The 9,832-nt window shown below is 64.5% G+C and carries 6 protein-coding genes; 2 read left to right on the forward strand and 4 right to left on the reverse strand.

All coding sequences use genetic code 11. From position 1 onward, the window contains the following. Both CWO89_RS35305 and CWO89_RS35310 read right to left on the reverse strand, forming a co-directional pair. Positions 1-395, reverse strand: a 395-nt coding sequence (locus CWO89_RS35305) for a penicillin-insensitive murein endopeptidase (RefSeq protein WP_207234637.1), incomplete at its 3' end; no start/stop codon positions are given. A 182-nt stretch (positions 396-577) separates the two neighbouring features. Further along, positions 578-1,570: a Bug family tripartite tricarboxylate transporter substrate binding protein gene (locus tag CWO89_RS35310; protein WP_130583043.1), complete on the reverse strand. Its 993-nt coding sequence runs from the start codon at positions 1,568-1,570 to the stop codon at positions 578-580. Positions 1,571-2,032: 462 nt separating this feature from the next. Here CWO89_RS35310 and CWO89_RS35315 point away from each other — a divergent pair, with 462 nt between their 5' ends. Further along, the gene (locus tag CWO89_RS35315) at positions 2,033-4,249 is read left to right on the forward strand and encodes a putative bifunctional diguanylate cyclase/phosphodiesterase (protein WP_130583044.1); all 2,217 of its coding nucleotides are present in this window, start codon (positions 2,033-2,035) and stop codon (positions 4,247-4,249) included. Positions 4,250-4,450: 201 nt separating this feature from the next. Here the strand turns inward: CWO89_RS35315 and CWO89_RS35320 are convergent, their stop codons facing one another. Both CWO89_RS35320 and lepA read right to left on the reverse strand, forming a co-directional pair. Further along, the gene (locus CWO89_RS35320; protein WP_130583045.1) at positions 4,451-5,623 is read right to left on the reverse strand and encodes an acyl-CoA dehydrogenase family protein; all 1,173 of its coding nucleotides are present in this window, start codon (positions 5,621-5,623) and stop codon (positions 4,451-4,453) included. Between the two features lie 197 nt (positions 5,624-5,820). Continuing rightward, positions 5,821-7,632, reverse strand: a complete 1,812-nt coding sequence (gene lepA, locus CWO89_RS35325; RefSeq protein ID WP_130583046.1) for a translation elongation factor 4 — start codon at positions 7,630-7,632, stop codon at positions 5,821-5,823. Between the two features lie 272 nt (positions 7,633-7,904). Between lepA and CWO89_RS35330 the strand changes: the two genes are divergently transcribed. Beyond that, positions 7,905-9,527, forward strand: a complete 1,623-nt coding sequence (locus CWO89_RS35330; protein ID WP_130583047.1) for a glycosyltransferase family 39 protein — start codon at positions 7,905-7,907, stop codon at positions 9,525-9,527. Positions 9,528-9,832 lie beyond the last annotated feature (305 nt).

Here is a 9,832-nt window from a genome sequence, read left to right on the forward strand (position 1 = left end):
CGCGGCTGCGCGATGTCGCCGACCAGGATGCCCGGCCAGCCGGCATCCTTGTGCGCCCTGACCGACAGCCGCTTCAGCAGCGCGATCATACCGGGATAGCCCCAGTTGCGGTTGCGCGACAGCCGCATCACCTGCCAAGTCTCGCCGTTGATCGGCATCTGCGCCGCGCCGGCGAGGCAGCCTTTGGAATAGGAGCCGATCACCCGCGTCGGCGTCGCCGTCGGCAGCACCTTGCGCGCGAACAATTCCTTGGCGCCGAGCTTGGGATCGTTGGGATTGGCGAGCGGCGGCAGCGGCTTCGGATTGACCGAGCCTCTGTCCTGCGCCGACGCGGCGTCGGCACCAAGCGATAGAGCTGCAAGAATCAGCAGGGTCAATATCGGGCGGGACGTCATGGGATTCACTCGAAGGGCAATCAGCGTAACATGGATTCGACGTTCCGCGAGCCGCTGTGACATCGCAATTGGTTGATCTCCAGCACGAACAGGCACGTGATGAACTTCAATGGAGTAGCAGCCACCATGAACCCTGCGCTCCCTCTCTCGCTTGCGGGAGAAGTGGAAAAAATTCGCCAGCCTCACTGCATCTCGATGTTGGCCGACTTGATCACCGTGCCCCAGCGGTCGACCTCGCTGCGCAGATATTTGGCCGTCCGCTCCACCGAGCCGCCATAGATTTCCGCGGAGAGCTTTCGGAAGTTGGCCTGGATATCGGGCCGGGCCAGCACTTCGTTGATGTCGGCATTGATCTTCTCGACGATTGCCTTCGGCGTCCCGGGCGGGGCCACGATCGCGTACCAGGCGACCGCTTCGAAGCCCGGCAGCGTTTCGGCGATCGTCGGCACGTTGGGCATGGACGGCAACCGTTTCGGCGAGGCCACCGCCAGCAGCTTGAGCTTGCCGGCCGTCACCAGCGGCAGCGTGACGCCGAGATTGTCGAACATCAGGTCGACGTCGCCGGCGAGCAGGCCCTGCAGCGCCGGCACGGTGCTGCGATAGGGGATCTGGCGCAGCTTCACCTTCGCCATCGTCTCGAACAGTTCGGAGCTCAGATGCGACGTGGTCCCGCTGCCGAGCGTGGCGGCTGTGAGCCCGTCGGGGTTTGCGCGCAGATGATCGATCAACTCCGCCACGCTGGATGCCTTGATGCCGTTGGGGCGGACGAAGATCGCGTTCGGCACCTGCGCCATCACGATGATCGGTTCGAACTTCGCCGGATCAAAGCCGAGCTTCCGATAAAGATTCTGGTTGATGACGAGCGGCGGCGGCGGCGCGGAGAGCAGGGTGTAGCCGTCGGGGGCGGCATTGTAGACCTCCTCGGCCCCGACATTTCCGGCTGACCCGGTCTTGTTCTCGATCACGATCGGCTGGCCCCATTTGCGCGACAGCCAATCCGCCACCAGCCGCGGGACCGCGTCCGCCGTGCCGCCGGCGGAGAATGGCACGATGATCCTGACGGTGCGGTCCGGATAGTCTCCGGCAATGCCGGGACCAGATGTCAGCAGCAGCGCCAGCGTCGCCGCCAAGAGAGTGCTGATGGTGAGAGATCGATTGTGCGTGCCCTGGCGCATCGGGTCCCCTCCCCGAGGCGATGCTCGCGCCTCGTCCGCCGTCTGCAACTTGGCGTCCCCTGCGATGGAGGATAGCCCGAACCGGCAGGCGGCCGAAGCCTTTTTGGCGGCAGCAGATGTCGCGCCGCCTCATCATTGGTTCGATGCAGGCTCGCGGCTTAACCGGGCATTAACCCTGTCGCGCAATGACGCAATTTCGTGCGGAATACGCGCCATTGGTGCATCCGCAGCATCGCTACCCGGATCGCGGGAAAATTGGCTCCGCGCGCTTGGTTGATTTGCCGGTTGGATTTGCTTTTCAGCCCCTCCGAGCCGCCCGCCGGTATTCAGGGATGCGGAAGTCCGCCTCCTAAACAGGCAGCTCGGAGTCCGGTTCTATTCTGAGAACCGGCGGAATATACCATTTTTTCAGACACTTATCGGAGAAGCATGCTCGACGGGAGTGCGTGTGGCGGAAAGTCGATGCCGAAGATGGGGCCAAGAGCGGCTAAGAAACTGAAGCGCAAAGTGGCGGCGAGAATTCCCGGCCGTCCCGTCAAACCCGATCCGAAGCTTTCAGGCGGCCGGCGGCGCGTTCCATCCGAGATCGGCGAGATCGTGCGCAAGCGCGCCGAGACTGAAGCGGCGATTGCGGATGCGCGCCGCTCCAACGAACGCCTGCGCGAGGCGATCGACATCCTGCCGCAGGGCATCGTGTTCCTCGATGCCGAAGGCCGCTACATCCTCTGGAACAAGAAATATGCCGAGATCTATCGCCGCAGCTCCGACCAGTTCGAGCACGGCGCGCGGCTGCAGGACACGCTCCGGGTCGGCGTCGCCCGCGGCGATTACCCCGAGGCAATCGGCCGCGAAGAGGCGTGGATCGCCGAGCGGCTGAAGAAGCTCTATCAGCCCGGCGAGCGGCATGAGCAGAAGCTTGCCGACGGCCGCGTCGTCCTGATCGAGGAGCGGCTGACGTCGGATGGCGGCGTCGTCGGCCTGCGCGTCGACATCACCGAATTGAAGCAGCGCGAAGCGTCGTTCCGCCTGCTGTTCGACGGCAACCCGGTGCCGATGATCCTCTGCTCGCTCGACGGCGAGCGCATCCTTTCCGTCAACGATGCCGCAGCCGAGCATTATGGCTTCAGCCGCGCCGAATTCGAGAAACTGACCATTCGCAGCCTGCAGGCATTCGATACCGAACTGCCGTGGATCGGCGGCCGCGACGGCGACGAGCAGGCGGCGCGGACCTGGAAGCATGTGCGGGCCGACGGCACGCTGATCGATCTTGCGATCTATTCGCGCGAATTGATGCATGGCGACCAGCCCGCGGTGCTGCTGGCGCTGATGGACATGACCGAGCGCAAGCGCGCCGAGGCGCGGCTTGCCTTCATGGCCCAGCATGACGGGCTCACGGCGCTACCCAATCGCAATCTGTTGCGCCAGCAGATGGACGACATGCTGCTGCACACCCGCCGCAGCGCCGAGAAGGTCGCGGTGCTGGTGCTCGGCCTCGACAATTTCAAGGCCGTCAACGACACGCTCGGTCATGGCGTTGGCGACAAGCTGTTGCGCGGCGTCGCAAAGCGCCTGCGCTCAACCTTGCGCGAGGAAGATGCGCTGGCCCGCCTCAACTCCGATGAGTTCGCGATCGTCCAGAGCGGCGTGTCGCGTCCGGAGGACGCGGTGCTGCTCGCGAAGCGGCTGTTGGAAGCGATCGGCGAACCCTATCTGCTCGACGCCCATTCCATCGTGATCGGCGCCAGCATCGGCATTGCGATGTCGCCCGGCGACGGCGATGAATCCGAGAAACTCTTGAAGAGCGCCGACATGGCGCTGTCGCGCGCCAAGAGCGAATTCCGCGGCACCTTCTCCTTCTTCGAGGCCGAGATGGACGCGCGCGCCCAGACCCGCCGCAAGATCGAGATGGATTTGCGCGATGCGATCCAGAACGATGGCTTGCGGCCGTTCTACCAGCCGCTGGTCGATCTCTCGAGCGGCCGCATCACCGGCTTCGAGGCGCTGGTGCGCTGGCCGCATCCCGAGCGCGGCATGATCTCGCCCGGCGAGTTCATCCCCGTTGCGGAAGAGACCGGCCTGATCAATCCGCTCGGCGGCTTGATGCTGCGGCGCGCCTGCAACGACGCGGCGCATTGGCCTGACGATGTCCGCGTCGCCGTCAACCTGTCGCCGCTTCAGTTCCGCACCGGCAATTTGTTGTCGCAGGTAACGGAAGCGCTGAAGCATTCCGGCCTGCCGGCGCGGCGGCTCGAGCTTGAGATCACCGAGACGCTGCTGCTGGAAAAGAGCAGCCAGGTGCTGGCCACACTGCACGCGCTGCGCGCGCTCGGCGTGCGCATCTCGATGGATGACTTCGGCACCGGCTATTCCAGCCTCAGCTATTTGCGCAGCTTCCCGTTCGACAAGATCAAGATCGACCAGTCCTTCGTGCGCGACCTCGGCTCCAATCGCGATGCGCAGGCGATCGTGCGTTCGATCATCAGCCTCGGCAAGGGCCTCGGCGTCACCATCACCGCCGAAGGCGTCGAGACCGAAGCCGAGCTGAGCTGCCTGCGCGCCGAAGGTTGCCACGAGGGCCAGGGCTTCCTGTTCAGCCGCGCCAGGCCCAATGCCGACATCGTCAGCCTGCTGCAGGCGCAGCGCGGCGGAACGGACGACGAAGCCGCGCTGGTGGCGTGAGCCGATTCGTAGGGTGGGCAAAGCGCAGCGTGCCCACCATCACGAGCGGAGTGTGCTGATGGCGGGCACGGCGCGATGCGCCTTTGCCCACCCTACGCAGCTTTCAGCCGTCATTGCGAGGAGCGATAGCGACGAAGCAATCCATCTGCCCGCATACGCGGAGGCATGGATTGCTTCGCTCCGCTCGCAATGACGGGTTGTTCACCGTGTGGTCGGCGGCCCCCTGAGATCGCCTGCGAGGATCGCGCGGCCGACGTCCTCGTAATGTGTGTCGCGGGCCTGGATCTGCTGCGCGATCGCGTGCATGTCGCGGAAGCGGCGCTCGAACTTGTTGGCGGCGAACACAGCCGTGGCGCCGGCCATGTGATAGGCGGTATCGACCACCGATGCCGATTGGTGGATGGTCCAGGTCGAGGCGACGCGCAGCGCCACGCGGTGGCCTTCGGCGAGCGGATTGCCGCGCTCGAGATCGCGCCAGACCTCGGCTGCGGTCGCATAGAGATAGGCGCGTGCCGCGCGCAGGCTCGCCTCGGTACGTCCGATTAATCCCTGCACCGCATTGTTCTCGCGCATCGCCTTCAACCCTTGCGGCGTCTTGCCGCGCGAAAGCTCGATCGCCGCATCGAGCGTGGCGCGGGCGACGCCGAGCGCGGTCGCGGCAAAGCCCATGCCGAACACCATGTTAGTGGAAAGCTTGTACAGCGGCCCCTGTTCGCGCAACGCCGAAGGATCGTCGCGCAGCGCGGCGAATTTCTCCGGGATGAACAGATTCTCTACCGAATAGGAATCGGTGCCGGTGCCCTTCAGCCCGATCACGTCCCAGACGTCGTGCATCGTGGCGCTCGCCGCCGGAAACAGGATGGTGCGGATTTCCATCGAGCCGTCAGCTTTCTTGCGGGGCAAGTCGTCCTGCTCGACCACGCGCACATGCGCCCCCAGCCAGCTCGCCTGCCGCGAGCCCGAGGCAAACTCCCAGCGCGCATTGGCGATATAGCCGCCCGGCACCGCCTTCACCTCATGCGCGATCGCGCCCCAGGCCAGAATGCCCGGCGCGACGTTGAAGATCTCGTTCGCCGCATCGGGCTCGAGATAGGCCGCGGTCATCGCGCAGACGCTGCATTGTCCGAGGCACCAGGCGGTGGAGGCATCGGCCTTGGCGACCTCCTCCTGCATCTGCATGAACGCTTCCAGCGTCGCCTCGCTGCTGCCGAAGCGTTTCGGCAGCAGCGCCCGGTACAGCCCGTTGTCGACGAGCGCCGATGTCACCGCACCCGTCAGCCGCCGCGTCCGCTCGATCTCGTCGGCATCTCGTGTGATCAACGGCGCCAGCGCGCGCGCCTTATCGGCGAGATCGAATCCTTCCACCTTGCTCATGCGTTTCCTCGCTGTTCTTGTTTTGTTGAGCGGGAACACGATGGTGGCCTATCCGATGGGAGAGGGCAAGGTGGCTAATCTCCAACGCTGTCATTCCGGGGCGCGCGTAGCGAACCCGGAATCCATCAGGCGACATAACCGGTGGAGAAATGGATTCCGGGTTCTCGCTGACGCGAGCCCCGGAATGACAACAAGCCTCAGCTATCCACCTTCAGCGCGGCAATGAAAGCTTCCTGCGGGATGTCGACCTTGCCGAACTGCCGCATCTTCTTCTTGCCTTCCTTCTGCTTCTCCAGAAGTTTTCTCTTACGCGTGATGTCGCCGCCGTAGCACTTGGCGGTGACGTCCTTGCGCAGCGCGCGGACGGTTTCGCGGGCGATCACCTTGCCGCCGATCGCCGCCTGGATCGGGATCTGGAACATGTGCGGCGGGATCAGTTCCTTCATCTTCTCGACCATGGCGCGGCCGCGGCCCTCCGCGCGGGTGCGGTGCACCAGCATCGACAGCGCATCGACCGGCTCGCCATTGACCAGGATCTGCATCTTGACGAGATCGGCCGCCTTGTAGTCGGTCAGATGATAGTCGAACGAGGCATAACCCTTGGAGACCGATTTCAGCCGGTCGTAGAAATCGAACACCACTTCGTTGAGCGGCAAATCGTATTTCACCATCGCGCGGCTGCCGACATAAGTCAGCTCCTTCTGCGCGCCGCGCCGGTCCTGGCAGAGTTTCAGCACGCTGCCGAGATATTCGTCCGGGGTGAGGATGGTGGCCTCGATCCAGGGCTCGTCGATCTCGGCGATCTTGACCACGTCGGGCATGTCGACGGGGTTGTGGATCTCGATCTCGCTGCCGTCGGTGAGCTTCATCTTGTAGATGACGCTCGGCGCGGTCGCGATCAGGTTGAGATCGAACTCGCGCGACAGCCGCTCCTGGATGATCTCCAGGTGCAACAGCCCGAGGAAGCCGCAGCGGAAGCCGAAGCCCAGTGCGGCCGAGGTCTCCATCTCGAACGAGAAGCTGGCGTCGTTGAGCCTGAGCTTGCCCATCGCCGCGCGCAGGGTTTCGAAATCGTCAGCGTCAACCGGGAACAGGCCGCAGAACACCACCGGGACCGCCGGCTTGAAGCCCGGCAGCATCTCCTTCACCGGGTGGCGGTCGTCGGTGATGGTGTCCCCGACGCGCGTGTCTGCGACTTCCTTGATCGCGGCGGTGATGAAGCCGATCTCGCCGGGGCCGAGTTCGTCCACCTGCTGCATCTTCGGCGTGAAGAAGCCGACGCGCTCGACGTCGTAGGCTGCGCCGGTGCCCATCATGCGGATGCGGCCACCCTTCTTCATCACGCCGTCGACGACGCGGATCAGGACGACCACGCCGAGATAGACGTCATACCAGCTATCGACCAAGAGCGCCTTCAACGTGGCATCCTTGTCGCCCTTCGGCGGCGGCAGGCGGGTGACGATTGCCTCCAGGACATCGGGCACGCCGAGGCCGGTCTTGGCCGAGATCATCACGGCGTCGGAGGCGTCGATGCCGATCACGTCCTCGATCTGCTGCTTGACCTTCTCGGGCTCGGCCGCGGGCAGGTCGACCTTGTTCAGGACCGGCACGATCTCGTGGTTGTTGTCGAGCGCCTGGTAGACATTGGCGAGCGTCTGCGCCTCGACGCCCTGGCTGGCGTCGACCACGAGCAGGGAACCTTCGCAGGCCGCCAGCGACCGCGAGACCTCGTAGGCGAAGTCGACATGGCCGGGCGTGTCCATCAGGTTGAAGATGTAATCCTTGCCGTCCTTGGCGCGGTATTTCAGCCGCACCGTCTGCGCCTTGATGGTGATGCCGCGCTCTCGCTCGATGTCCATGGAATCGAGCACCTGTTCCTTGCCCGCCATCTCGCGGTCCGACAGGCCGCCGGTCATCTGGATCAGGCGGTCGGCCAGCGTCGATTTGCCATGGTCGATATGGGCGACAATGGAGAAGTTGCGGATGTTCGGAATAGGGACGGTCGTCATGGGGCGCGAGATAGCATTCGCACCCCGAAGCGGCAACCACATTGCGGAATTTTGAGACGGTTTCACCTCTCCCGCTTGCGGGGGAGGTCGGCGCGCCAGCGCCGGGTGGGGGCTCTCTCACCTGCAAGGAAGGCGTGAATCGCGACACCCCCACCCCAGCCCTCCCGGAGCGAGCTTTGCTCGTCTCTTCCGCAAGCGGGAAAGGGAGCGCGGCATCGTTCCCTCACGCCAAGCTGATTTCATTCGCCCGTAAAACAGGCTAGGCAGGGGCCATGGCGACTGCATCAATCCTGCCCGCGGCGGCGCGCGCAAAACGGAAATTCTCGATCTCGCGCCTGGCGGCGTGGCTGGTGGCGCGCGCAACCGATCCCGTCACCGGATTATGGTTCGTCACCGGCTTTGCGCTCGCTCATGCCGTGCTGTGGACGCTGATCCTCGTCAATCTGAAGTCCGCGCAGGACATCCATATGGACGTCGCGGAGGCCTTTGCCTGGGGCCAGAAATTCCAGCTCGGCTATGGCAAGCATCCGCCGCTGTCCGGCTGGGTCGCCGGCCTCTGGTTCCGCATCTTCCCGGTGACCGATTGGGCGACCTATGCGCTGGCGATGGCGGTCATCGCCGTGAGCCTCGTCGTCTGCTGGCTGATCGCGCTCCGTGTCGTCGACCGCCGCCGCGCCTTCTTCGTCGTGGTGATGCTCGCGCTCTATCCGATCTTCAACTTCAAGGGCTACAAGTACAACGCGGACCTGCTGCAGCTTGCGACCCTGCCGCCGGTCGTGCTGGCCTATCTCTATGCGTTCGAGAAGCGCACCGCGATTTCGGGCATCTGGCTCGGCCTTGCCGGCGCGCTGGCGCTGATGACCAAATATTGGGTGCTGACCATGATCGGCGCCATCGGGCTGGCGGCGCTGATCCATCCCGAGCGGTTGCGCTTCCTGGCCTCGCCGGCGCCGTGGGTTGCGATCGCAACGCTGATCGTGGCGATGATTCCGCATATCGTCTGGCTGAGCGAGGCCCATTTCGCCCCGCTGACCTATGCCGGAGATGTCTACAGCATCGACAATCGCGCGGTCAGTCTGTACCTCGTGAACGGCTATATCGTCCACAATATCGGATTGCTCGCCGCCTGCATCGTGCTGGCGGCGCTGGCGCTCGGCTGGGGCGCGCTGGTGCGGCGGCCATCGACCTTGTTCACGCGCAACTGGTCGCTCGGGCCGAATCCCGGCGTCAACCTCTCGCAGGCGCTCAACGTCTGGATCATCCAGATCATCGTCGCCATCGGGCCGCCGCTCGGCGCGCTGTTCTTCGAGATCTACATCAAGACCGACTGGGGCATCTCGCTGTTCTTCCTGACGCCGCTGGCGCTGGTCGCGATCCCCTGGCTGCGGATTCCCAAGATGGCCTTGTTTCGTATCAGCGCGATCTGGTTGGTGATCACCATCGCCATGCTGTTCGCGTCGCCGACCATCGCCGAGCGCGAGCTCGCGGCCGATCCGAACAGCGTCGCGAAATACGGCGCGCGTGCCGAGCTTGCGCGCGAACTCACCGAAGCCTGGCACCGCAAATTCGCCTCACGCTGGGCGGCGGTGGCCGGCACCACGGAGGTGATCATGCCGCTGGTGTTCTATAGCCCCGATCATCCGGCGCCGTTCACGCCGGGCGAGGTCTGGGGCGCGGGTCTCACCAGCGAAGCGGAAGCCAAGCGCCTCGGCTTCATCGGCGTGTTCGATCCCAATGACGGACGCTTGCCGGCGTTCGAGAGCTGGATCGCCAAGAACGCGCCGCACGCCGAGCGCCTGATCATGACCACGCGCCGCTTCGTCCACGGCCATCCCGGCCCCGCCGTAAGCTGGAAAGTCTACATCGCGCCGCCGGCGCCGGACGTCCCAAAGTGACGACCTCATCCCCGAGGAGCCGCGCCAGCGGCGTCTCGAGGGATGGGCCACGGACTACTTACTCTCCGTCATTCCGGGGCGCGACGAAGTCGCGAGCCCGGAATCCATTCCTCCACTTGTGCGGGCGGCGAAATGGATTCCGGGCTCATCGCTTTGCGATGCCCCGGAATGACAGCGGAGAAAAATTCGCCAGCAATTCCAAAGTGATTTACCCCGTCCAGCCCTCGCCAAAAAAACATTCCGCTTTCGGCGTCGGGCAAATCAGTGATTTAACTCCGCGCGTCTCACGCAAATGAGGGGCGGGC

This window comes from Bradyrhizobium sp. Leo170, assembly GCF_004296405.1.
Lineage (GTDB): Bacteria > Pseudomonadota > Alphaproteobacteria > Rhizobiales > Xanthobacteraceae > Bradyrhizobium.

Bases quoted from the DNA above. Each gene is read 5' to 3' on its own strand.
- CWO89_RS35320 (WP_130583045.1), bottom strand. From the start codon at position 5,623: ATGAGCAAGGTGGAAGGATTCGATCTCGCCGATAAGGCGCGCGCGCTG.
- CWO89_RS35315 (WP_130583044.1), top strand. From the start codon at position 2,033: ATGCCGAAGATGGGGCCAAGAGCGGCTAAGAAACTGAAGCGCAAAGTG.
- CWO89_RS35330 (WP_130583047.1), top strand. From the start codon at position 7,905: ATGGCGACTGCATCAATCCTGCCCGCGGCGGCGCGCGCAAAACGGAAA.
- lepA (WP_130583046.1), bottom strand. From the start codon at position 7,632: ATGACGACCGTCCCTATTCCGAACATCCGCAACTTCTCCATTGTCGCC.
- CWO89_RS35310 (WP_130583043.1), bottom strand. From the start codon at position 1,570: ATGCGCCAGGGCACGCACAATCGATCTCTCACCATCAGCACTCTCTTG.